The 21,108-nt window shown below is 65.5% G+C and carries 20 protein-coding genes; 8 read left to right on the top strand and 12 right to left on the bottom strand.

Translation table 11 applies throughout. The features are described 5' to 3' along the window. Positions 1 to 240: 240 nt before the first annotated feature. The 8 genes from Q8O96_RS11360 to Q8O96_RS11395 form a co-directional block, all read right to left on the bottom strand. Positions 241 to 1,452, bottom strand: a complete 1,212-nt coding sequence (locus tag Q8O96_RS11360; protein ID WP_305948809.1) for a dipeptidase — start codon at positions 1,450 to 1,452, stop codon at positions 241 to 243. A 128-nt stretch (positions 1,453 to 1,580) separates the two neighbouring features. After that, positions 1,581 to 2,543: an ABC transporter substrate-binding protein gene (locus tag Q8O96_RS11365; RefSeq protein ID WP_060837934.1), complete on the bottom strand. Its 963-nt coding sequence runs from the start codon at positions 2,541 to 2,543 to the stop codon at positions 1,581 to 1,583. 12 nt (positions 2,544 to 2,555) lie between these two features. Next, a complete protein-coding gene (locus Q8O96_RS11370) occupies positions 2,556 to 3,365 on the bottom strand; it encodes a class II aldolase/adducin family protein (protein WP_305948810.1) in 810 nt (269 codons plus the stop codon). A 335-nt stretch (positions 3,366 to 3,700) separates the two neighbouring features. After that, entirely contained in the window at positions 3,701 to 4,639 is a 939-nt protein-coding gene (locus Q8O96_RS11375; RefSeq protein WP_207167194.1) for a D-isomer specific 2-hydroxyacid dehydrogenase family protein, read from the bottom strand. Then, a complete protein-coding gene (locus Q8O96_RS11380) occupies positions 4,636 to 5,841 on the bottom strand; it encodes an acyl-CoA dehydrogenase family protein (protein WP_305948811.1) in 1,206 nt (401 codons plus the stop codon). Before Q8O96_RS11380 ends, Q8O96_RS11375 begins: the two co-directional genes overlap by 4 nt. Next, positions 5,838 to 6,617, bottom strand: coding sequence for an ABC transporter ATP-binding protein (locus Q8O96_RS11385; RefSeq protein ID WP_305948812.1), 780 nt, complete (start codon positions 6,615 to 6,617; stop codon positions 5,838 to 5,840). The genes Q8O96_RS11380 and Q8O96_RS11385 overlap by 4 nt, the downstream gene beginning before the upstream one ends. Before the next feature lie 2 nt (positions 6,618 to 6,619). Continuing rightward, on the bottom strand, positions 6,620 to 7,441 hold the full coding sequence (locus Q8O96_RS11390) for an ABC transporter permease (protein ID WP_305948813.1): 822 nt from the start codon (positions 7,439 to 7,441) through the stop codon (positions 6,620 to 6,622). Between the two features lie 244 nt (positions 7,442 to 7,685). Further along, positions 7,686 to 8,573, bottom strand: a complete 888-nt coding sequence (locus tag Q8O96_RS11395; protein ID WP_092320280.1) for a LysR family transcriptional regulator — start codon at positions 8,571 to 8,573, stop codon at positions 7,686 to 7,688. A 106-nt stretch (positions 8,574 to 8,679) separates the two neighbouring features. Here Q8O96_RS11395 and Q8O96_RS11400 point away from each other — a divergent pair, with 106 nt between their 5' ends. From Q8O96_RS11400 to Q8O96_RS11430, 7 genes are all read left to right on the top strand, one after another. Continuing rightward, entirely contained in the window at positions 8,680 to 9,309 is a 630-nt protein-coding gene (locus tag Q8O96_RS11400; protein ID WP_115581761.1) for a cysteine dioxygenase, read from the top strand. Then, on the top strand, positions 9,306 to 10,889 hold the full coding sequence (locus Q8O96_RS11405) for a rhodanese-related sulfurtransferase (protein WP_305948814.1): 1,584 nt from the start codon (positions 9,306 to 9,308) through the stop codon (positions 10,887 to 10,889). The genes Q8O96_RS11400 and Q8O96_RS11405 overlap by 4 nt, the downstream gene beginning before the upstream one ends. A 259-nt stretch (positions 10,890 to 11,148) precedes the next feature. After that, complete coding sequence (locus Q8O96_RS11410; RefSeq protein WP_102861537.1) at positions 11,149 to 11,697, top strand: RNA polymerase sigma factor; 549 nt, start codon at positions 11,149 to 11,151, stop codon at positions 11,695 to 11,697. After that, positions 11,694 to 12,656 carry a FecR domain-containing protein gene (locus Q8O96_RS11415; protein ID WP_110595028.1) on the top strand — a complete coding sequence of 321 codons (963 nt, stop codon included), beginning with the start codon at positions 11,694 to 11,696 and terminating at the stop codon, positions 12,654 to 12,656. Before Q8O96_RS11410 ends, Q8O96_RS11415 begins: the two co-directional genes overlap by 4 nt. Before the next feature lie 120 nt (positions 12,657 to 12,776). Continuing rightward, entirely contained in the window at positions 12,777 to 15,338 is a 2,562-nt protein-coding gene (locus Q8O96_RS11420; protein ID WP_305948815.1) for a TonB-dependent receptor, read from the top strand. Between the two features lie 210 nt (positions 15,339 to 15,548). After that, on the top strand, positions 15,549 to 15,839 hold the full coding sequence (locus Q8O96_RS11425) for a hypothetical protein (protein ID WP_305948816.1): 291 nt from the start codon (positions 15,549 to 15,551) through the stop codon (positions 15,837 to 15,839). 9 nt (positions 15,840 to 15,848) lie between these two features. Next, entirely contained in the window at positions 15,849 to 16,469 is a 621-nt protein-coding gene (locus tag Q8O96_RS11430; protein WP_102861533.1) for a hypothetical protein, read from the top strand. Between the two features lie 554 nt (positions 16,470 to 17,023). On the opposite strand, the gene Q8O96_RS11435 is transcribed toward Q8O96_RS11430, so the two are convergent. After that, complete coding sequence (locus tag Q8O96_RS11435; RefSeq protein ID WP_102861531.1) at positions 17,024 to 17,329, bottom strand: ribbon-helix-helix domain-containing protein; 306 nt, start codon at positions 17,327 to 17,329, stop codon at positions 17,024 to 17,026. A gap of 14 nt (positions 17,330 to 17,343) precedes the next feature. Continuing rightward, a complete protein-coding gene (locus tag Q8O96_RS11440) occupies positions 17,344 to 17,925 on the bottom strand; it encodes a DJ-1/PfpI family protein (RefSeq protein ID WP_305948817.1) in 582 nt (193 codons plus the stop codon). A gap of 253 nt (positions 17,926 to 18,178) precedes the next feature. On the opposite strand from Q8O96_RS11440, the gene Q8O96_RS11445 reads away from it, so the two are divergent. After that, positions 18,179 to 19,093: a DMT family transporter gene (locus Q8O96_RS11445; RefSeq protein WP_102861529.1), complete on the top strand. Its 915-nt coding sequence runs from the start codon at positions 18,179 to 18,181 to the stop codon at positions 19,091 to 19,093. On the opposite strand, the gene Q8O96_RS11450 is transcribed toward Q8O96_RS11445, so the two are convergent. Further along, on the bottom strand, positions 19,081 to 20,298 hold the full coding sequence (locus tag Q8O96_RS11450) for an SAM-dependent methyltransferase (RefSeq protein WP_305948818.1): 1,218 nt from the start codon (positions 20,296 to 20,298) through the stop codon (positions 19,081 to 19,083). The two genes, Q8O96_RS11445 and Q8O96_RS11450, sit on opposite strands and share 13 nt — an antisense overlap. Before the next feature lie 169 nt (positions 20,299 to 20,467). Beyond that, entirely contained in the window at positions 20,468 to 21,085 is a 618-nt protein-coding gene (locus Q8O96_RS11455) for a TPM domain-containing protein (protein WP_060837908.1), read from the bottom strand. Between the last annotated feature and the right edge of the window lie 23 nt (positions 21,086 to 21,108).

Raw genomic sequence — 21,108 nt, forward strand, 5'->3', positions numbered from 1 at the left:
CAAATATTACTTTGTTTCATATTCAAGCCGGAAGATTCTGCGCCCCGCGCATAGCCCAAAAAGCGAAACCCTCCCCCTTCCGCGGTAGGAGCTGGCTTGCCAGCGAAGACCATCTCCAGCACCCCGCAAACCTCAGGGCCCCTTCGCCGGCAAGCCGGCTCCTACGACAAGGGGTAGCCCCCAGCTTTTCTGCAGGAGCTGGCTTGCCAGCGAAGGCCTTCTCCAGCCCCCCCGCAAACCTCAGGGCCCATTCGCCGGCAAGCCGGCTCCTGCCCGTTGGGCGGCGTCGAGGACTCGCAGCAGATTCCCACCCCAGATCTTCGCCAGATCCGCTTCGCTGTAACCCGCCGCCAGCAGGCGTTCGGTGATTCGCGCCAGCTGCGTCACATCCTCCAGCCCCTGCACCCCGCCGCCGCCATCCCAGTCGGCACCGATGCCCACATGGTCCGGCCCCACCACGTCCAGGATGTGCAGCAGATGGCGCATGTAGTCGTCCAGGCTGGCCCTGGGCTGCGGGTAACGCGCCTCGACCTGACGAATGCGCTCGGCCAGGTCCGCCACCTGCCCGGGGCTCAGGCTCGCCGCCAGGCGAAACTCGCGGTACAGCGGCCCCAGGGCCTTGTCGCGCTCGGGGTTGGGCGCGTGGTTGATCAGGTCGCTGGGAAAGCTGTTGACCTGTACCACTCCGCCCCTGGCCGCCAGCTGGCGCAGGCGCCGGTCATCCAGGTTGCGCGGATGGGCGGTGATCGCCCGGCTGCTGGAATGCGAGGCAATGATCGGCGCCGTGGACAGGGCCAGGACCTGGTCGAATACCTGGTCCGAGGCATGGGACACGTCCAGCAGGATGCCCAGGCGATTGGCCTCGGCCACCAGTTCGCGCCCCGCCGGGCTCAGGCCGTGCCACTGCGGCAGGGCGGTGGCGGAGTCGGCGAAATCGTTGTTGGCCGAGTGCACCAGGCCGAGCATGCGCAGGCCCTGGCGATGGTAAGTGAGCAAGCGCCCGGGATCGGCGGCCAGGGGCTCGGCGTTTTCCATGCTGATGAACACCACGCGCTGGCCACGGGCGATGATCGCCGGTACATCGGCAGCGCTCAGGGCCAGGGCGAAGTCCTCGGGGTGGGCGGCGATCAGGTCGCCAATCCGCGTGAGCACCGCCAGACCATGTTCGCTGGCCAGGGTCCGGCCTTCGGCATTGAGCGGGCCCTGGGGGGTGAAGATGGCCCAGAAGCCGCCGTCCAGGCCGCCCTCTTTCATCCGTGGCAGATCGACCTGGGACAGGTCGTCCCGATAGGCATGGCGCTGGGTGATGTCCCAGCCGGGGCGGGCCAGTTGCATCGGGGTATCGAGGTGGCTGTCGAGCACCGTCAGGCGCTGGTGCAAGGATTGCGCCGGGCTGGCGGCCAGCGCCCAGGGGCTGACCAGCGCCAGGCACAGCAAGGTTCGAGAAAACATCGGGCCTCCTGGCCAATCAAAGAAATCGCCCCATCGGACCGTAGGAGCTGGCTTGCCAGCGAAAGCGGCCCCGAGATCCTCGCAAGGCTCATGGGCCCGTTCGCCGGCAAGCCGGCTGCTACAAGGGGTCAGGACCAGTGGAAGCTGCGGTCCCACAGCCCGGAAACATCCAGCTGCTGGGGCAGGACGCCGGCTTCGAAGAACAGGTCGGCCACGTCCTGCTGGGATTTCACCGCCGCGTCGTCCACCGGTTGCAACAGTCGTGGGCCGCTCTGGGCGCGGTATTGGGCCAGGAACACTTCCCGGGGCATGCCAAGAATCTTGGCGCTCTTGGTGGCCCATTCCTCGGGATGGCTGGCGATCCATTGCCAGGCGCGGTACTCGCGCAGGATGTAGTCGGTGATCGCCGCGTGCTTGAGCGGGTCGGCAATGCTGTTCTGGTTGGCGGCGATCACGTAGTTGCCGGACAGGTAGCCCTGGCCGGTCTTCAGCACCCGGGCCCCGGCCCGCAGTTCCGCCAGCTGGATGAAGTAGCCGAAGCTGACCCAGGCATCCAGGGCGCCGTTCTGGAAGGCGGCGAAACCGTCTTGCGGGGTCAGCGCCATGGGCACGATGTCGGCAAAGCCCAGGCCCTGTTCCTTCAGTGCCTTGAGCAGAAAGTAGTGCGAGCTGGTGGAGCGGATGTAGCCGATGCGCTTGCCCTTGAGCTCGGCCACCGACTGCACCGCAGAGCCCTTGGGCACGATGAAGGCCTGGTTGTTGACGTCGCCGGTGAGCACCGCGATCAGTTTCACCGGGGCGTGGTTCTTGATGCCGAAGATCGGCGGGATCTCGCTCATCGGCGAGATGTCCAGGGTGCCGCTGACCAGGGCCTCGAAGCTCAGGTTGCCGCCGGTGAACTCGGCGTACCTGACCTTGTAGGGCGGCGGCTCGATGCCCGCCTCGGCGAAGAAGCTCGGCGCCGCGCCCTTGTAGGTGGCGACATTCAGGGTAACCCCGGATAGATCCACGGCGGCCCCCAGGCCCAGGCGCGGCAAGGCGGCGGCCAGACCGGCCAGGGCCGAGAGTTGGAGAAAGTGACGACGCTGCATGGGCAAGGGTCCTTAATCGAGAAAATCCGGTTCTTCACGCACGATCCGCTCGCGGTAAGGCTGGAAGCTGAACCAGCCGCCGAACTCGGTGCCGACCTGGCGCGCGGTGTGACGCGCCACCTCGTGAGGGATGAGTCGCGGGGTGCCGGCGGCTTCCGCCAGCAGCTGGGCCTGGGCGGCGTTGTCCATGGCGATGAAGCGCCACACCGCCGCCTCGACGGTTTCGCCCACGGTCAGCAGGCCATGGTTCTGCAGGATCAGCGCCTTGTGCCCTTGCAGCGCGGCGGCGATCCGCGCGCCTTCGCTGGCCTCCAGCACCACCCCGGAGAAGTTGTCGAACAGCCCGTGCTTCTCGTAAAAGGCGCAGGCGTCCTGGGTCAGCGGGTCCAGCAGGCGGCCCAGGCTCGACCAGGCCTTGCCATGCAACGAATGGGCATGGGCTGCGGCGGCCACTTCGGGATGGGCTTCGTGCAAGGCGGCATGAATGGCGAACGCGGCGAGGTTGAGCGCCCCCTCGCCTTCGATCACCGCGCCTTCGGGGTTGACCAGCAGCAGGTCCGACACCCGCACATGGCCGAAATACACCCCCACCGGGTTGACCCAGAAATGGTCCGGGCGCCCCGGGTCGCGCACGGTGATATGCCCGGCGCCACCCATGTCGAAGCCCAGCCGGGCGAACACCCTAAAGGCCGCGGCCAGGCTTTGCTTGCGCTGCCGGCGCTCCAGCTCGACCGTGGCCTGCTGGGGCGGGTGCTCCCAGCGAAACACCGTATGGCCATCGCGGGGCAAGTCATACACCGCGGGACGAAAATGTGCGGTCATGTCCGCTCTCCTTGAAGTGGTCATCGATACCCTGCGCGCAAAGGCCCGCAGGACCTTGCTTGGCGATCTCCCGCCAAACCTGCAGCAACCTTGAGAACCTCGCGTCCCTTCGGGCCGTTCGCAGCCTGCGGCAGCGGCTACACCTATCCCGGCCCGACATGGGCCCTGTAGCCGCTGCCGAGCCTGCGAGGCTGCGCAAAGGCCCGCAGGGCCTTGCTTGGCAATCGCCCGCCGAACCTTCAGCGACCTCAAGCCCCCTGCGTCTCCTGCGGAGCCGTGCGCAGCCTGCGGCAGCGGCTACACGAAGCGCTGCAGGCCAAGGCTGGAACCGTGTGTTAGTAGCCACGCTGGATCTCCACCGGGTTTTCCAGGGGTAAACCATCACTCCAGCGCTGCAGATTGCGCCCCAGCAAGCGGGCGATATTCAGGTAGACCCGTGGCGAATGGGCCGAGGTGTGGGGCGACAGGCGAATCCGCGGGTGGCGATAAAACGCGTGGCCCGCGGGCAGCGGTTCGGGGTCGGCCACATCCAGGCTGGCCAGGCCGATGCGCCCCGTCTCCAGGGCCTGCAACAGCGCCGGCTGATCGATCAGCGCACCGCGAGCGATATTGATCAGGTGCAGCCCCGGCTTGGCCGACGCCAGGACATCGGCATCGATGATGCGCCGGGTGTGCTCGGTCAGGGGCACCGCCAGCAGCAAGTGATCGGCCCGGGCGAACAGTTGATGCAGGTCGGCCACCGGTTGAACCCCGGGCACCTCGAAAGGCTGCGCCGAACGGCGCAGGGCAAGCACCTGCATGCCCAGGGCCTGGGCCTTGGGCGCCAGTTCGCGGGCAATGCTGCCAAAGCCGAACAGCCCCAGGGTGCTGCCGGCCACCGAGGCCAGCGGCCGTGGCTGCCAGTGTTCGGCGCGCTCGATCCACACCTGGGGCAGTTGCTTGGCGGCGGCGAAGATCGCCGCCAGGGCAAACTCGGCAATGCTCTCGGCGGTGCTGCCCCGGGCACTGGCCACCGGCAGATCCTGGAACAGCCAGCGGGGAAAGTAGTCCAGGCCCGAGGTCACCAATTGCACGAAGCGCAGGCCGAAGGGCCAGCCCGCAGGCGGCTCTGGAGCATCACGAAAATCGGCATGGGGCGCCGCCAGCAGCACCTGAACATCCCCGGGCAGATCACTGGGCAGTCCTCGGGGCAGGCTCAGCACCTCGACGCCTGGCAGCGACTGGCGCAGTTGCTGGTTGAAGCCCTCGTCGAGCTGGCTGGCAATGCGCGTCACACCTGGGCTCCCCGGCTGGGCAAGGCAAAGGCGGCGCGGCCCACGGCGCCAAGGATCGCGTCGTTCTGCGGCGTGTGAATCCGGCTGCACAGCACATCACGGTAATGCCGCTCGATGGGGTTGCCCCGGGCCAGCCCGGGATTACCGATGGCCTCGATGCCCAGCTCCACGGCGCTGATGGCGTTACTGGTCACCAGGTACTTGATCTGGGTCGCCTCGCCCGGGGCGATCCGCCCTTCGGCGGCGGCATCGAGCAGCACCCGATTATTGAACAGCAAGGCATCGATGCGCCCGATCAGTTCCTGGAAACGCGGCAGGCTCGACAGCGGCGCGCCAAGGTTGGCCGGGACGCGCTGGGCCAGCCAGCCCAGCAGCCAGTCGCGGGCGGCCCGGGCCACGCCGTCATAGATCGCCGACAGCAGCACCGCCAGCCAGAGCACACCCTTGCTGTCCAGTTCGGAAGGACGAGGAACGTTGGCCGGCTGGATGTCCACCGCCTGCTCCAGGGGCACGAACACGTCGTCGAAGATCACGTCGTGGCTGCCGGTGGCGCGCATGCCCAGGTGGTCCCAGGTTTCCTCGACGCGGATGCCGGGGCTGTCGCGGTGCACCAGCCAGGTGCCCACCTGCGGCTCGGCATCGTCGCTACGAGCCCAGACCGCCAGCCAGGTCAGCCCGGGAATGCCGGTGGAGTAGATCTTGCGCCCATTGAGCCGCCAGCCACCTTCGACCCGCTGCGCCAGGGTCGCGGGCAAACCGCCACGGGCCGGGGTGCCGAGGTCCGGCTCGACCCGCAGCGCATTGATCAGGGCGCCCTCTTGCACCGCCTCGCGCGCCACGCGCTGGCGCAGGTGCAGGGGCCAGGCGCTGTTCTGTTGCAGGCGGGTGTGCTGCAGATACTGCATCACCAGCACCAGCGCGGTGGAAGGTTCGCCCCGGGCCACGGCGCCGATCACCCGCCGCGCCTGGGCCAGGGTCGCCTCGCTGCCACCCAGGGCCCGGGGCACGGTCAGGGCCAGCAGGCCATGCTGGTGCAGGCGCTGCAGGTTAGCGTGGGGAAACTCGCTGTGGCGATCGTAATGGGCCGCGGTGGCGGCGAACTCCTCGCTCAACTGCTGCAGCAGGTCGGCGAACTCGCTGGAGTCCGGATCAGGGACGCGACGGGACACGGACGAAGACGGTTGCACGCTGGAAAGGCTCATCGGCTGGCAGTCCTGCTCAAGGGGTGGGAGATGTCGACGGCCGGCTCGGCCTCGGTTTCCACGCCCAGCAGTTGCAGCAACCGCGCACGCAGCGGCTGGAACCCCGGGGCGGACACCTGGCGCGGACGCGGCAGGCGGATCGGCAGTTGTTCGGCGATTTGCCCGTTGGCCAGCACCAGCACCCGGTCGGCCAGCAGCAGCGCCTCGTCGACATCGTGGGTCACCAGCAGCACCGCCGGGGTGTGCGCCCGCCACAGGCGGATGATCAGTTGATGCATGCGAATCCGGGTCAGGGCGTCGAGGGCGGCGAAGGGTTCATCCAGCAGCAACAGCTGCGGCTCGCGCACCAGGGCCCGGGCCAGGGCCACGCGCTGGGCCTCGCCGCCGGACAGGGTGCCGGGCCAGGCGCCCAATCGATGGGCCAGCCCGACTTCGGCCAGCGCCGCCTCGGCCCGCTCACGGCCCCCAGCCCCGCGCACGCCCAGGGCAACGTTGCGCCACACGCGCTTCCAGGGCATCAAGCGTGGTTCCTGGAACACTGCGGCCATGGCCGAAGGCACCTGTAACCGGCCCTCATCGATGGGTTCCAGCCCGGCCAGGGCCCGCAGCAAGGTGGTCTTGCCCGACCCGCTGCTGCCCAGCAGGGCGACGAACTCCCCCGGAGCGATGTTCAGGTCCAGGCTGTCGAGTACCGCCTGCCCGGCAAAACGTCGGGTCACCCCACGGCATTCGACGGCGGCGCGCACGGGGCCCGGCTGGGGCAATAACACAGTCATGGTCAGTTCCTGATAAAGGTCGGGCGCCAGGCCAGGGCGCAACGTTCGAGGCCGCGCACCAGCCCGTCGATGCCCAGGCCGAGCACGCTGTAAACCAGGAGGCAGATGACGATCACATCGGTGCGCATGAAGTCCCGGGCGTCGTTGACCAGGTAGCCGATGCCGGCGCTGGCGTTGATCTGCTCCACCACCACCAGCCCCAGCCAACTGATGCCGAAGGCATAGCGCAGGCCGACGAAGAACGCCGGCAAGGCCCCGGGCAGGATCACGTGGACGATCAGTTCCCAGCGCTTGAGGCCGAGCAGGGTTGCCGCCTCCAGCAGCTTGGGGTCCAGGCTGCGGATGCCGGAAAACAGCGTCAGGTAGATGGGAAAAGTGGTGCCCAGGGCAATCAGGGCGATCTTCGGCGTCTCGCCCACGCCGAACCAGAGAATGAACAGCGGCACGATGGCCAGGAACGGCAGGGTGCGCAGCATCTGCATCGGCGAGTCGATGGCGATCTCGCCGCGCCGCGACAGCCCCGCCACCAGGGCCAGGACAGTGCCCAGGCTGACGCCGATGGCCAGGCCGCTGAGGGCGCGCTGGAGGGACACCCACAGATGCCCGCCCAGCTCGCCACTGCCGAGCATCTGCCACAGGGTGTCGCCGATGGTGCTGGGGGCGGCGATGATCCGCGCCGGCAACAGCCCGCTGCGGGAAGCCAGTTCCCAGAGCAGCAGCAACAACAGCGGGCTGATCAGGCGCAGCGACAGATTGCCGAGGAACTTCACTCCGGGGCGCTCGGTCCAGCGGGAATACAAGGAGAGCGGGGCTTGCGCAGGCATTTCAACATCCCTATTTCAGCGCGTTCGAGCCCCATGCTAACTACATAAAAAACGTCCGTGAAATTCGTTTTGGTTCTAACTTAATATACAAAAATTGCATTCAGCAAATAGATATATATGCAAACAAAGGATAAACCCGTAGACGTCGGCTTGCCGGCGAAAAGGCCGTAGAGCCTTGTGCCGCCTTTGCCGGCACCTTCGCTGGCAAGCCAGCTCCTACCGCCGATTTGTGCCGCCCCCGCGGCTAGCCGACGCGAGCGGCGACCATTTCGCCGAACAGACTCACCGGCTCCTGCAGGTTGCCGAGGAAGCGCGGGTGGATCAGCCACAGGTCGATCACCGGCTTGAAGTCGCTGACCGGGACGATCTCCAGCTTGTCCCGGTGGCTGCTGTTTTCCAGCAGCGGCAGCGGCACCAGACCGTAGCCCAGGCCATTGGCGATCAGCCCCAGTTGCAGCTCGGTGCCGAAGGTTTCCAGGTTGATCTGCAAGGTCAGGCCCTGGGCGCTCAACGCTCGTTGCAGGCCGGCCCGGAAACCGCAGCCATCGGGATTCAACACCCAGCCGCGCTGGTAACAGTCGGCCAGCTTGCACGAGCGCTTGCGCACCTCGCCCTTGGCCGCCACCACCACCAGGTTCATGCTGCCCAGGGAGCGCCCCACCACCCCTTCGGGGAACACCTTGCCGGCGGGAAACAGCGCGGCCACCACGTCCAGCTCACCGTTCTCGACCTTGCTCAGCAGGTGGCTGCCCCAGCCGGTGGCCACCGAGGTCTGCAACTGCGGATAGAGGTTCTTCAGCTGGCTCAGGGCATCCAGCAGCACCACGTCGCCAATGGTCTGCGGCACGCCAATGCGCAAGGCGCCGCTGGGGGCGCCGTCATTGGCCACCAGCTCGTTCAGGGCATCGATGCTGCGCAGCACTTCCAGGCACTGGCCGTAAACCCGCAAGCCCATGCTGGTGGGCTTGAGCGGCTTGGTGTTGCGGTCCAGCAACTCCACCCCCAGGGCTTCCTCGAAATTCTGCACCCGGCGGGTGATGGCCGGCTGGGTCAATTGCAGGGCATCGGCCGCTTGGCTGATGGTCTGGCAGCGGATCACCGCCACGAACGCGTTCAGATCATCTATCTTCATTCTTTTTTCGCATAATAAATGACTGGAAAAATGTTCGAGAAGAATAATACCTTTTAGCTCGCCCGTGTAGTTCGCGTCATTTGCCTTGTGTCCACGGAGGGAGCCCATGCCCCACAACGCCGCAACAGTCGCTATCGATACACCCAACTTCGCCCGCCTGCGGGACTTCATCGCCGCCCTGGCCGAGCTGCTGGACGGCCATCCCGACGAGGCCCGAATACTGGAGCACGGCGCCGACCTGCTGCAGCGCCTGGTGAGCCAGGACGACTGGCTGCCCGATGATTTCGCCCAGCCGGACCCGCAGCGCTACCAGCAATTCCTGCTGCATGCCGACTCGCGCCAGCGCTTCTCCATCGTCAGCTTTGTCTGGGGTCCGGGGCAGCGCACGCCGATCCACGATCACCGGGTCTGGGGGCTGATCGGCATGCTCCGCGGCGCCGAAGACTCCCAGGGGTTCGAACGCCTGGCGGACGGCCGCCTGCAACCTGCGGGGGCTCCGATTCGCCTGGTACCGGGGCAAGTGGAGGCGGTGTCGCCGCGCATTGGCGACATCCATCAGGTGAGCAACGCCTACGCCGACCGGGTGTCCATCAGCATCCATGTGTACGGCGCCAACATCGGCGCGGTACGACGGGCCGTGTACACCGCCGAAGGTCACGAGAAGCCCTTTGTCTCCGGTTATTCCAACCGCTTGCTGCCTAACCTCTGGGACTTGTCGAAGGAGCCCCTGCAATGACCGATTTCCCTACCCGCAGCCCGGCGCAGATCCGTCAGGCCCTGCTCGAGTGCCAGGAACTGGCGCTGATCGATGTCCGCGAAGAGGCGCCCTTCGCCGAAGCCCACCCGCTGTTCGCGGCCAATATCCCGCTGTCGAAACTGGAGCTGGAGGTCTACGCGCGCATCCCCCGGCGCGACACCCCGATCACCCTCTATGACCAGGGCGAAGGGCTGGCCCAGCGCGCCGCGACCCGCCTGGGGCAACTGGGCTACCGCGACGTCGCCCTGCTCGAAGGCGGCCTGGAGGGCTGGCGCGCCGCCGGTGGCGAGTTGTTCAAGGACGTCAACGTCCCCAGCAAATCCTTTGGCGAACTGGTGGAAGCCGAACGTCATACCCCATCCCTGGCCGCCGAAGAACTCCAGGCGCTGCTCGACCAAGAGGCCGACCTGGTGGTACTGGATGCCCGGCGCTTCGACGAGTACCAGACCATGAGCATCCCCGGCAGCACCAGCGTGCCCGGCGCCGAACTGGTGCTGCGGGTGCGTGAGCTGGCCCCCGATCCACGCACCCGAGTGGTGGTCAACTGTGCCGGACGCACCCGCAGCATCATCGGCACACAGTCCCTGGTGAACGCCGGCATTCCCAATCCGGTGGCGGCACTGCGTAACGGCACCATCGGCTGGACCCTGGCCGGACAGAAACTGGAGCACGGCCAGAGCCGCCGGTTCAAGGCGGTGAATGAGGACCAGCGGGCGCAGGCGCAAACAGCAGCGCGGGCGGTCGCGGATCGGGCTGACGTGGCACGCATTGACCTCGCCCAATGGCGGCGCTGGCAAGCCGATCCCAAGCGCACCAGCTATCTGTTCGATGTACGTACTCCGGAGGAATTCGCCGCCGGACACCTGCCGGGAGCTCGCTCCACGCCCGGGGGACAACTGGTGCAGGAAACCGATCACTTCGCCAGCGTTCGCGGTGCGCGCCTGGTGCTGGTGGACAACGACGGCGTGCGCGCCAACATGAGCGCGTCCTGGCTGGCCCAGATGGGCTGGCAGGTGGCAGTGCTCGACGGCCTGCGCGACAGCGACTTCAGCGTGCGCGGTCCCTGGCAGGCGCCGCTGCCGGATACCTCGCCGGCCGAAGAAATCAGCCCTCGGACCCTCGCCGCCTGGCTAGAGAAACCCGGCACCCTGGTCCTGGATTTCACCGCCAGCGCCAACTACGTGCAACGTCATATCCCCGGCGCCTGGTGGGCCCTGCCCAGCCAACTGCAGGAATCCCTGGCCCGGTTGCCCCAGCCCGAGCGGTTTGTCCTGACCTGCGGCAGCAGTCTGCTGGCGCGCTTTGTGGTGCCGCAATTGCAGGCCCTGACCCAGCGTCCGGTGTTTCTCCTGAGCGGTGGCACCGCGGCCTGGATCGACGCCGGCCTGCCCTTGGAGGAAAGCCGCCAGCAACTGGCCGCGCCACGGATCGACCGCTACCGCCGGCCCTATGAGGGCACCGACAACCCCAGGGAAGCCATGCAGGGTTACCTGGACTGGGAGTTTGGTCTGGTAGAACAACTGCGGCGCGACGGCACCCACGGTTTTTTCGTGATCTGAGCCTTAGTGGGGGCTTTCGCTGGCACGCCAGCTCCTACAGGCCTGCTTCCCCTTGTAGGAGCCGGCTTGCCGGCGAAGAGGCCGCAAGCCTGGCATCGCTCGCAAGGTCGCCTTCGCTGCAGGCCCGCTCCTGCGAAGAGGGGTATTTCGGACGCGTAGGCGGTGCCGGTTGATCGTCAATCTGCTCAAGTGACAAATAGCAATAATTCTCGATATCATTCGCGACCTTGTGCTCACCGCGTCGTCAAGAAGGATATCCATGTCTCGCTCCAAGACCGACTCTGCGTCGGCGGACTCTGTTCGCGGGTTCTATGCGGACATCCTGCATTTCCTGCGTAAACGCACGGACAACGCCAGCGACGCGGCGGACATGACCCAGGACGTGTTCACCCAATGGCTCGATTACCGTGATCGGGCCCAGGTCGAGCAGCCCCGGGCCTTCCTGTTCCAGATGGCGCGCAATCTGTTGCGCGATCATTGGCGGCGCCAGCAAGTGCGCTCCAAGGTGCACCACGAGGCCCGCCACGAGGAAAATTTCGACAGCGAGCCCCTGGCCGACGAACAGCACGAGCCGCTGCCCGCCGCCCAGCGCCTGCAACGCCTGGAACAATTGAAAGAAGTCCTCGCTCAACTCTCGCCGCGCCGCCGCGAAGCCCTTATGCTGCACCGCTTCGAAGGGCTGAGCCAGGCGCAGATCGCCGAACGCATGGGGATTTCCGTGAGCATGGTGGAGAAACACATCGCCTTTGCCCTGCTGCACTGCAAGCAGCACCTACAACGAGAAAATGGCAAGGAGCAGCCTGAATGACCCGCTTTCCCGGCACTCACGACGACCTCGACAGCGAGCAGATCGATGCCCAGGCCGCCAGCTGGTTCGCCCGTAACCGCAATGATCCGGATCGTGCCACGCGCAAGGCCTTCGAGAGCTGGGTCAGTGAACCGGCCCATGCCCGGGCCTACGCCGAATTCGAGGAGCTGTGGGACGACCTGGCGCAGCTGCAACAACTGAGCCGCCCAGTGCCACTCCCCCGGCGCAAGGCGCCGCTCTGGCGCCCGGCCCTGGCAGTGGCCGCTGCTTTGCTGTGCGCGGTACTGGCGGCCAACCTGGGCACGCCCCAGGCCCCCTACCGGCAGCAGATCGCGGCCCAGGAACAGGGAGCGCGAGCCTTCAAGCTGCCGGACGGCAGCACTTTGTACGTCAATGCCAATACCCAGGTGAGCGTCGATTTCAGCGCCCATCAGCGCAACATCTACTTGCAGGCGGGCCAGCTGTACCTGGAAGTCGCCGCCGACAAGGAGCGTCCGCTGTGGGTGCACAGCGGCGAGGCCAAGGTCCGGGTGGTGGGCACCGCTTTCGACGTGCGGCGCGGCCAGCGCCAACTGGTGGTCAGCGTGGCCCACGGCCAGGTGGCCTTCAGCCCGGACGGCAAGCCCGGGGAGCTGACCCTGCTGGGCGCTCGGCAACAGGCCACCTATGACCTGCAAAAAGGCACCTTGCGCCAACAGACCCTGGACCGCGACGAGGTGGCCGACTGGCGCAGCGGGCGCCTGGCCTTTCGCAACCGCGACCTGGCCAGTCTGGTGGACGAGTTGAACCTGTACCGCCAGCAACCGGTACAACTGGCCGAGGGCCCGCTGGGTGCCTACAAGGTTTCCGGCAACCTCGACGTCAACGATCCGGATGCCCTGGTCAAGGCTCTACCGGCCCTGATCCCGGTGAAAACCCGGGTCCAGGCCAACGGTCAGCTGAAGATCGAAGCCCGCTAATTTTTTATATGAGAATATTTTGCATTCGCATATGAGGTTTTTTTTCACTGCCGCGTCTTCCTCCTGTCTGCGATCTGTCCGCAGCGCCTTTTTGGCCTTTAAGCCGCTCTGGGGGAAGTCATGTTTCGCGCGTTCTTGCCTGTTCCGTTAGTCCGTACCCGCCCGACCCTGCTCGCCGCCTGCCTGGCATTCAGCCTGCAGGCCCATGCCGGGCCGCTGCATTTCCAGTTGCCGGCGCAACCTCTGGCCGCCTCCCTGAGCCAGATCGCCCAGCAGGCGAAAATCCAGCTGCTGTTCGATGAACAACTGCTGCGCAATGCCAAGGCCCCGGCCCTGCAAGGCGACTACAGCCCGGAAGAGGCGATCCGCACCCTGCTGCAGAACGGCCAGTTCAATCTGATGAAGGTCGACAACACCTACATCGTGCGCCCTGCCGAGACCAGCCTCAGCAGCGGTTCGGCCCTGCAGTTGGGGGCCATGAGCGTGATCGGCAACGGCACCGAGGTGGACGCCGCCAGCGTTGGCCGCTCGACCCTGAACCAGGCGGAAATCGATCGCCATCAGTCCAACAACGTGGTCAGCCTGATCGACACCCTGCCCGGGGTCAGCCTGGGCGGCTCGCTGAAACCCGGCGGCCAGACCATCAATATCTGGGGCCTGGGGGATGCCGAAGACGTGCCGATCACCGTCGACGGCGCCACCAAGAGCGGCTTCGAGCGCTACCAGCAGGGAGTGATTTTCATCGAGCCGGAACTGATCCGGCGGGTTGAAGTGGAGAAAGGCCCGCACTCGCCGAAGACCGGCAACGGCGGTTTCGGCGGCACCGTGCACACCGAGACCAAGGATGCCCCGGACCTGTTGCAGGACGGGCGCAATGTCGGCGCCATGGTCAAGTACGGCTACAGCAGCAACGACCATCAACAGGCCTACACCTCGGCCGTGTATGGCCGTTCCGATGACCATCGCTTCGACGCTCTGGCCTACTGGACCAAGCGCGACGGCGACGACATGAAGCTGGCCAGCTCCATTCCCGATCCGCGCAACGAGTACCTGATCAACCCCAAGCGCCAGCCCAACACCGCTCAGGACCTGGATGGCGAACTCTACAAGTTCAACATGCAACTGACCGACGAGCATCGCCTGGGATTCAGCTACATGCGCTCCAACAGCGACATCTGGGCGCCCTTCTCGGCCAAGACCTACCCAGCGCCGCCCAGCAAGGCCAACATCGACAAGTACGGTTATGACGGCGCCACCAAGCGCTACCTGGCCCAGCGCAACACCATCGACACCACCTGGCTGACCAAGTACGAGTACCAGCCGGTGGACAACCCCTGGGTCGACCTCAAGGTCCAGTACTCCAACTCCAAGACCGACCAGACCGACGAGCGCGGCCCGACCGCCTTCTATCAACCGGTCACTGGCGGGCGCAAGATCACCGTGGGCTACGAGGACAAGATCCTCGAAGTGACCAACATCAGCCGCTTCAGCACCGGTCCCCTGGAACACGCCTTCACCACAGGTGCGCAGATCCGCAAGCACACCCGTGAGGTGGACATGTGGATGCCGGGCAAGACCTATGAAGTGCCCAAATACAACTACGGCCACTACCAACCGGGCTTCATGCCCCACGGCAAGGTCGACAACAACGCCTTCTACATCCAGGACGCGATAACCCTGGGGGACTTCACCCTGACTCCATCGCTGCGCTACGACCATGTGCGCAACCGTGGCGAGCAAAACGACGCGCCGCTGTACAACAGCACCAGCCCCAAGGACGGCCATGACTACGGCGACAAGACCTACACCGGCTGGTCGCCGCGCCTCTCGGCGTTCTGGAACGTCAATCCGAACCTGGCGCTGTTCGCCGACTACAGCAAGACCTGGCGCGCACCGGTAATCGACGAGCAGTACGAGGTCCAGGCCCCCGGCAGCACGCGCTCGGCCACCAGCCGCAACCTGGACCCGGAGCGCATCACCGCTTTGCGCGCGGGGACCCTCCACAACTTCTCCAAGGTGCTGACCGACAACGACAACGTGCAGATCCGCACCACGGTGTTCCAGAACAAGATCAGCAACGAGATCCTCAAGGCCACCGGCATCGGCTGCGCGGAACAACTGAGCACCGGCAAGAGCATCGCCCAGGTGTGCAAGGAGTCGCCGATGTCGGTGTATCGCAACATCGGCGACCTGACCATCAAGGGCTTTGAAGTCGAGAGCTACTACGACTCCAGCTACCTGTTCGGCGCACTGTCCTACTCCTGGATCACCGGCAAGCACCAAGGCGCCTACACCAACCCCTGGGGGCCGAACGTCTGGGCCCGGGACATTCCGCCGCGCAAATGGGTGGCGACCCTGGGAGTGAAGATTCCCCAGTGGGATGCCCAAGTCGGCTGGCAGGGCCAGTGGGTGCGCCAGACCGACCGCCTGCCCAGCGACAAATACCCCAGCGGCCCGGCCAGTAGCCTGGGTGATTCCTACTGGGACCAGTACGGCAATGATCGCTACAACGTGCAGGGCCTGTTCGCCAACTGGAAGCCCCAGCAGGCCTATCTCAAGGGCACCGAAGTCAACTTCACCCTGGATAACATGTTCAACCGCGACTACCGCCCGGCCCTCAGCGGCGACAACGCCTACAGCGTCGGGCGCAACGCCAAGATCAGCGTGACCCGCTTCTTCTGACGGCCACTGGCTGCGGTGCATCGGACGCACCGCAGCAGGCCAGCCGTTGGCCATCACCGATGTATTGCAAGCCGTTAGCCCGGCCCTGCCGCCCGCGCTTGCCGGGCTAAGATCGACTCCCCCCTGAACACCGCTGAAAGGCCGTTGAGCGCTTTCAGTCAACGTCCCATTGATTATGTACGACGACTGTCGTACAACCAAGAACGCATCATGGACAGAGGCTTCAGGAAGGTCAGGCGGGACCTGATCAATGCACTACAAAGCGGCAACTATGTGCATGCCGCGCGCGGTTCAATCGAGGTCAAGAACCTGCTGGCCACTGGCGAGGTTTCGGCTGGCCAACTGATCGAGGTCATCGGCGCCTGCAAGGGCTCCGACCACCATTGCAGTGCCCACCACAGCGTCCCGGACCTTGCCATCCATGTGCCGAAGAAGGCGGGCTGGTACATCAAGTTCTACTTTATCGAGCCAGAAACCTGGTTCATCAGCGTTCACCGATGAGGGCAACCCATGAAACTCTATCTGCAGGGCGACCGGGGCAAGGCGCTTTGTGAGCATTGCCAACAGGTCGTGGGCATCACCTACACCCGCCGCGACGTCCCTTTCAGCGACGGCAACGGCCAGGCCCGGGAGGTCCTGGTGGGGGTCTGCGACCTGTGCGCCACGGTGGTGGCCATCCCGCCCCAGTCGACGCCGGCGATCAAGGAAGCCCGCAAGCAGTCATTGACCTCCATCGAGGCGCGGCTGCCGGCGGTCTACCTCGATGTGCTGGATGCGGCGATGCACTCGGTGGCCGAAGACGCCGGGGTGCAGATGCGCAAACTGTTCTTCAGCTACTACTTCAGCGCTCCTCCGTCCTCTTCCCTGGAGCAGGTGCATGAGGGCTTCGCCGCGTACCTGGCCGAACAGGCCGAGGCCCGCCAGTTGCCGGCCGTGCCGGCCATGAAACGCCTGTCGCTGAAGGTCAACCACTATGTGGCCGAGGATCTCGCGCGCCTGCTGCAAGCCACCCGTATGACCCAGACCGAGCTGCTGAAATCGCTGATCGCGCAGATGCGCCTGGATGTGCTCGAAGGCGGCAACCCGGCGGTGATCGCCGACCTGCGCCAGCTGGCACGCCTGGGGCTCTAGCCCTCAGCCTTTGCCGCGGCCCTGAACCTTCGCGAACACCTGCAACGCCTCAAAGTGCTGTCGGTGCTCCCGGAACCGGAACCACCTGGCTTCCTCAGCAAAATCAGCCTGTAGCCGCTGCCGAGCCCGCGAGGCTGCGCAAAGGTCCGCAGGACCTTGCTTGGCGATCGCCCGCCAAACCTCCGGCGGCCTTCAGCCCCCCGCGCCCCTGCGGGCCGTTCGCAGCCTGCGGCAGCGGCTACACAAATCCCGACCCGGCATCGACCCTGTAGCCGCTGCCGAGCCCGCGAGGCTGCGCAAAGGTCCGCAGGACCTTGCTTGGCGATAGCCCGCCAAACCTCCGGCGGCCTGCAGACCCCCGCGTCCCTGCGGGCCGTTCGCAGCCTGCGGCAGCGGCTACACAAATCCCGACCCGGCATCGACCCTGTAGCCGCTGCCGAGCTCGCGAGGCTGCGCAAAGGTCCGCAGGACCTTGCTTGGCGATCGCCCGCCAAACCTCCGGCGGCCTGCAGAACCCCGCGTCCCTGCGGGCCGTTCGCAGCCTGCGGCAGCGGCTACAGTGCGTTGCGCCGCACCAGGCTGAGATCGGGGGCGGTGGTGCGGCGCTGGCTCAGGTAACGGGTGCAGCTGACCCGCAGGAAGGAGGCGAAGTTCACCACTTCGCCGCGATAGTCCATGACCTCTTCATAGAGTTTGGCGATCAGCTGGTTGGTGGTCATGCCGTCCACTTCGGCAATTTCGCTGAGGATGTCCCAGAACTGGTTTTCCAGGCGCAAGGTGGTGACCACGCCACAGATGCGCAGCGAGCGGGAACGGGATTCGTAGAGAATCGGGTCGGCCTTGACGTACAGCTCGCACATGGCGTGGTCCTCGCTTACAGGGTGATTTGGGTGCCCAACAGGCCGAGGAAACCCGCCAGCCAGCTGGGGTGCGCCGGCCAGGCCGGAGCGGTGGCCAGATTGCCCTGGACGTGGCCTTCGGTCACCGGGATATCGATGTAGGTGCCACCGGCCAGCCGCACTTCCGGGGCACAGGCCGGGTAGGCGCTGCACTCGCGGCCTTCGAGAATGCCCGCCGCCGCCAGCAGTTGCGCGCCATGGCACACCGCGGCAATCGGCTTGCCGGCCTGGTCGAATTCCTTGACCAGTTGCAGGACCTTTTCGTTCAGCCGCAGGTATTCCGGAGCACGTCCGCCGGGGATCAGCAGGGCGTCGTAATCAGCGGAGCTGACCTGGGCGAAGTCGTGGTTGAGGGTAAACAGGTGACCCGGTTTCTCACTGTAGGTCTGGTCGCCCTCGAAGTCATGGATCGCCGTGCGCACGGTCTGCCCGGCGCTCTTGTCGGGGCACACCGCGTGCACCTGGTGGCCGACCATCAGCAGGGCCTGGAACGGCACCATCGCTTCGTAGTCTTCGACGTAATCGCCAACCAGCATGAGGATCTTTTTCGCGGCCATGGAGTGGACTCCTATCAGGGAAATACATGGGCAGAAGGAGTACTCAAGGTAGCCCCATTCCCGCGGGCCGGGTAATAACCCGGTACTACAGCGGTAAGCTTCAAGCGGTAAGTGGACGCCTTGCAGCCTGTGGCCTGCAACTGCCCCCTCCAACTGTACGGACAACTCTGCCGCCAGCTGTAACAGCCGCACCGGCCGGCTTTATGGCTAGATGCAAGCTCCTGTGTCCCTGTACGAATTCTGGTAGCCCCTCATGTCCTCGCGCGAAAACACCGGCATGGCCCTCGGCCTGCTGGGTGTCATCATTTTCAGCCTGACCCTGCCCTTCACCCGGATCGTGGTGGAGCAGATGCACCCCTTGCTCAACGGCCTGGGCCGCGCGCTGTTCGCGGCGATCCCGGCGGCCTTGCTGCTGCTCTGGCACCGGGAGAAGTGGCCGACCTGGAAACAGGTCAAAGGCCTGAGCGTGGTGATTCTCGGGGTAATCCTCGGCTTTCCGGTGCTTTCGGCCTGGGCCATGCAGACCCTGCCCGCGTCCCACGGCGCCCTGGTCAATGGCCTGCAACCGTTGTGCGTGGCGCTGTATGCGGCGTGGCTGTCCCACGAACGGCCGTCGAAGGCCTTCTGGGCTTGCGCCGCCCTGGGCAGTGCGCTGGTGCTGGGTTATGCGCTGCTCAGTGGCGCGGGCAGCATCCAGGCCGGTGATGTGCTGATGCTCGGGGCGATTGCGGTGGGCGGCCTGGGTTATGCCGAAGGTGGCCGGCTGGCGCGGGAGATGGGTGGCTGGCAGGTGATCTGCTGGGCCCTGGTGCTGTCCACGCCGCTGCTGATCGGCCCGGTGTGGTACCTGGCGGCGCAGCACCAGGGAGCGATTTCCATGAGGACCTGGTGGGCCTTCGGCTACGTTGCGCTGTTCTCGCAGTTCCTGGGTTTTTTCGCCTGGTATGCCGGGCTGGCCATGGGCGGAATTGCCCGAGTGAGCCAGATCCAGCTATTGCAGATTTTCTTCACCATCGCCTTTTCCGCGCTGTTCTTTGATGAACAGGTGCAGCCCATTACCTGGGTGTTCGCGGTGGGCGTGATCCTCACCGTGGTCGTGGGGCGCAAGACCGCGGTGCGCCCGGCCGCCCCGCTGCCCACGCCGCTGACCAACCCTCAGCCGAGATAGCCATCGGCCTTGAGCAGGGTTTCCAGGCAGTGTTCGCTGATCTGGTAGAAGGCCTTGAGTTCTTCGATCCTGGCCAGCAACTGGGTCGGGTCAACCGGCTCGGCGCGCTTGACCGCCAGGATCATCTTGTTCTTGTTGGTGTGCTCCAGGGAGATGAACTCGAAGACCTTGGTTTCATAACCACAGGCTTCGAGGAACAGCGCCCGCAGGCTGTCCGTGACCATCTCCGCCTGCTGTCCCAGGTGCAGACCGTATTGCAGCATCGGCTTGAGCAGCGCCGGGCTCTGGATCTGCTGGCGGATCTGCTTGTGGCAGCACGGCGAGCACATGATGATCGCCGCGCCGGAGCGGATGCCGGTGTGAATCGCGTAGTCGGTGGCGATGTCGCAGGCATGCAGGGCGATCATCACGTCCAGCTGGCTGGGGGCTACGCTGCGCACGTCACCGCACTTGAACACCAGGCCCGGGTGTTCCAGGCGCTGCGCCGCGGCGTTGCACAGGGTCACCATGTCCTCGCGCAATTCGACGCCGGTGACTTCGCCCTCGGCCTTGAGGGTGTTGCGCAGGTAATCGTGGATGGCGAACGTCAGGTAGCCCTTGCCGGAGCCGAAGTCCGCGACCCGCACCGGCTGATCGAGCTTGATCGGCGAGCTGCCCAGGGCGTGGCTGAAGACCTCGATGAACTTGTTGATCTGCTTCCACTTGCGCGACATGGCCGGGATCAGTTCGTGCTGCTTGTTGGTCACCCCAAGATCGGCCAGGAAAGGCCGGCTCAGGTCGAGAAAGCGGTTCTTCTCGCGGTTGTGCTCGGCGGACGGCACATCGCGCTGGGTTTGCGGCTTGCCCTTGAACAGCGAACTCTTGCCCTTCTTGCTGTATTCGAGCTGCACTTCGTCGGTCAGGGTCAGCAGGTGGGCATTCTTGAACGCAGCCGGCAGCAGCCCAGCGATGGCGGCGGTGCCTTCGTCCAGGGAGAAGTTCTTGGTGATGTCCCGGGTCTTGTAGCGATAGACGAAGGACAGGCACGGCTGCTCCTTGACCGTCAGTTGCTTGATGATCAGGCGTTGCAGGTCCGCCTCCGGGCCCACGTGCTTGGCCAGTACCAGCTTGATAAAGGCGTTTTGCGCAAGGCTGGTGTCGAGCAATTGCAGGAACTGGGCATGATGATCCGGCGCGGAGCGGGCGGAAGGTGCGGTCACAGACATGGGGGCAGGTGCCTCGGGCGATGCGGGGTGTGAATCAGGGAGTGGCGGGTATTTTAGGGAGCAAACCCCGTCGGGGCACGGAGTTATTCACCCGACGGTAAAAAAATCGTCTCCCCAGGGCAGTGCGAGGCTCAGGGGCCATGGGCCGGCAAGCCGGCCCCCAAGGGGCTCAGTTGAGCACCACCAGGCGGTTGGGCAATTCATTGCGCACCTGGGTCAGGGGCACATGGGCCTTGAGCAGTTCGCCGCTGGCCTCAATGCAGTCGAGGAAGCCCTGCAGGGTCTGGCCCTGCCGGACCTGCTGGGTAAAGTTGCGCACGATACCGTTCCACTGCTTGTTATCCAGACGCTTGGAAATGCCTTCGTCCACGAGGATTTCCACGTAGCGCTCGGCTTCGCTGACAAAGATCAGCACCCCGGTGCCGCCCACGGTGTGGTGCAGGTTCTGTTCGAGGAACTGGCGCCGGGCCAGGTTGGAGGCCCGCCAGTGACGTACCGAGCGCGGGATCAGCCGGGTGGTGATCCGCGGCAGGCGAAACACCAGGCACAGCACGATGAAGGTCGCCCATTGCGCCAGCAGCAACAGGTGCATGTTCAGCCAGCCGGTGGCGTAGTGCACCAGCCCCGGCACCACCAGCGCCAGCAGGCTGGCCCAGAGCAGCGGGATATAGGCGTAGTCGTCGGCCCGGGCGGCCAGCACTGTCACCAGTTCGGCGTCGGTCTGCTGCTCCACCCGGGCAATGGCTTCGGCCACTTGCCGTTGTTCGTATTCACTGAGTAATGCCATGTCGTTGGATTTCCGCTTCTTAT

The sequence above is a fragment of the Pseudomonas sp. LPH60 genome (assembly GCF_030718165.1).
Taxonomy (GTDB): Bacteria; Pseudomonadota; Gammaproteobacteria; order Pseudomonadales; family Pseudomonadaceae; genus Aquipseudomonas; species Aquipseudomonas danubii.

Excerpts from the sequence above, each read along its gene's own strand:
- Q8O96_RS11365 (WP_060837934.1), bottom strand. The coding sequence starts at position 2,543 with ATGCAGCGTCGTCACTTTCTCCAACTCTCGGCCCTGGCCGGTCTGGCC.
- Q8O96_RS11370 (WP_305948810.1), bottom strand. The coding sequence starts at position 3,365 with ATGACCGCACATTTTCGTCCCGCGGTGTATGACTTGCCCCGCGATGGC.
- Q8O96_RS11360 (WP_305948809.1), bottom strand. The coding sequence starts at position 1,452 with ATGTTTTCTCGAACCTTGCTGTGCCTGGCGCTGGTCAGCCCCTGGGCG.
- Q8O96_RS11430 (WP_102861533.1), top strand. The coding sequence starts at position 15,849 with ATGAAACTCTATCTGCAGGGCGACCGGGGCAAGGCGCTTTGTGAGCAT.
- Q8O96_RS11385 (WP_305948812.1), bottom strand. The coding sequence starts at position 6,617 with ATGACTGTGTTATTGCCCCAGCCGGGCCCCGTGCGCGCCGCCGTCGAA.
- Q8O96_RS11410 (WP_102861537.1), top strand. The coding sequence starts at position 11,149 with ATGTCTCGCTCCAAGACCGACTCTGCGTCGGCGGACTCTGTTCGCGGG.
- Q8O96_RS11395 (WP_092320280.1), bottom strand. The coding sequence starts at position 8,573 with ATGAAGATAGATGATCTGAACGCGTTCGTGGCGGTGATCCGCTGCCAG.
- Q8O96_RS11390 (WP_305948813.1), bottom strand. The coding sequence starts at position 7,441 with ATGCCTGCGCAAGCCCCGCTCTCCTTGTATTCCCGCTGGACCGAGCGC.
- Q8O96_RS11450 (WP_305948818.1), bottom strand. The coding sequence starts at position 20,298 with ATGTCTGTGACCGCACCTTCCGCCCGCTCCGCGCCGGATCATCATGCC.
- Q8O96_RS11440 (WP_305948817.1), bottom strand. The coding sequence starts at position 17,925 with ATGGCCGCGAAAAAGATCCTCATGCTGGTTGGCGATTACGTCGAAGAC.
- Q8O96_RS11425 (WP_305948816.1), top strand. The coding sequence starts at position 15,549 with ATGGACAGAGGCTTCAGGAAGGTCAGGCGGGACCTGATCAATGCACTA.
- Q8O96_RS11415 (WP_110595028.1), top strand. The coding sequence starts at position 11,694 with ATGACCCGCTTTCCCGGCACTCACGACGACCTCGACAGCGAGCAGATC.
- Q8O96_RS11435 (WP_102861531.1), bottom strand. The coding sequence starts at position 17,329 with ATGTGCGAGCTGTACGTCAAGGCCGACCCGATTCTCTACGAATCCCGT.
- Q8O96_RS11445 (WP_102861529.1), top strand. The coding sequence starts at position 18,179 with ATGTCCTCGCGCGAAAACACCGGCATGGCCCTCGGCCTGCTGGGTGTC.
- Q8O96_RS11380 (WP_305948811.1), bottom strand. The coding sequence starts at position 5,841 with ATGAGCCTTTCCAGCGTGCAACCGTCTTCGTCCGTGTCCCGTCGCGTC.
- Q8O96_RS11455 (WP_060837908.1), bottom strand. The coding sequence starts at position 21,085 with ATGGCATTACTCAGTGAATACGAACAACGGCAAGTGGCCGAAGCCATT.
- Q8O96_RS11420 (WP_305948815.1), top strand. The coding sequence starts at position 12,777 with ATGTTTCGCGCGTTCTTGCCTGTTCCGTTAGTCCGTACCCGCCCGACC.
- Q8O96_RS11400 (WP_115581761.1), top strand. The coding sequence starts at position 8,680 with ATGCCCCACAACGCCGCAACAGTCGCTATCGATACACCCAACTTCGCC.
- Q8O96_RS11405 (WP_305948814.1), top strand. The coding sequence starts at position 9,306 with ATGACCGATTTCCCTACCCGCAGCCCGGCGCAGATCCGTCAGGCCCTG.